The sequence below is a fragment of the Vibrio sp. B181a genome, assembly GCF_030248375.1.
GTDB lineage: Bacteria > Pseudomonadota > Gammaproteobacteria > Enterobacterales > Vibrionaceae > Vibrio > Vibrio campbellii.
This window is the reverse complement of record NZ_JAHGAD010000157.1, coordinates 1-755: the sequence shown is the minus strand read 5'-3', so window position 1 is coordinate 755 and position 755 is coordinate 1. Positions and strand designations below refer to the sequence as shown.

At 56.3% G+C, this 755-nt stretch carries 1 protein-coding gene and 1 pseudogene; both read left to right on the top strand.

Going from position 1 to position 755, the window contains the following annotated elements; translation table 11 throughout:
• A pseudogene (locus KIO97_RS26900) lies at nucleotides 1–333 on the top strand (hypothetical protein); the annotation flags it as partial.
• Nucleotides 330–722: an integrating conjugative element protein gene (locus tag KIO97_RS26895; RefSeq protein ID WP_285384443.1), complete on the top strand. Its 393-nt coding sequence runs from the start codon at nucleotides 330–332 to the stop codon at nucleotides 720–722. The pseudogene KIO97_RS26900 and the gene KIO97_RS26895, both read left to right, overlap by 4 nt.
• Nucleotides 723–755 lie beyond the last annotated feature (33 nt).

Sequence of the window (755 nt, the reverse complement as noted above, 5' to 3'; positions counted from 1 at the left end):
AACGTCAAAGGCAAGCCGTATTATTACGCGAGCTTTGACCAGGCGTGCCAAGCGCTGCAAGGCTTTCTAAGGCGCACCCAAATGGTGGACATCGGCCTTACCCAGCACAACTGGCGCTGGCAAAAAGACCACTTCAAATCGCCATGTGACGCATTCGACCCATGGCTTAACCTCAATCACGCGGCGGTGCTGCTCAGTGAAGGCAAGCGCAAGCATGGCAACTGGGTGAAAGCGGCGGGGTATTTTCATCGCCCAGCTGGCGGCGCGCCTGCGCGGCGCTATGAAGCCACCTTTGCTCGCCACCTCAAACAATGGAGCGTCCCATCCTCATGAAACGATGTCTCATAATAATCTGCGGTCTGCTGTTGTTGGTCAATCAACCCGCACAGGCGGCCGACCCCATGCTCAGCATGTTGCCCGTCTCTACCCCAATGCTGACGCCAGGCAAGGTCGAGCGTAAAACGCTCAAACAGCACGTGAGCACGCCGCTCTTTATTATCGGCGATGATGCGCTCTCGCACCGCTGGCTGAGTGAAAAGCGCGACTATCTCGCGCGCATTGGCGCTAAAGGCATGGTGGTCAACGTTCGCACTCCTGCTGGGTGGCATCGCATGACCCAATATGGCCTAAGCGTGTATCCAGTTTCTGGCAACGATTTTGCCCGCGCTTTTGGTCTTAGCCATTACCCCGTACTCATCGAAGGCCGTGAGGTGAAACAATGACAACCCATCATCCGACAGACCCATCCATCACCA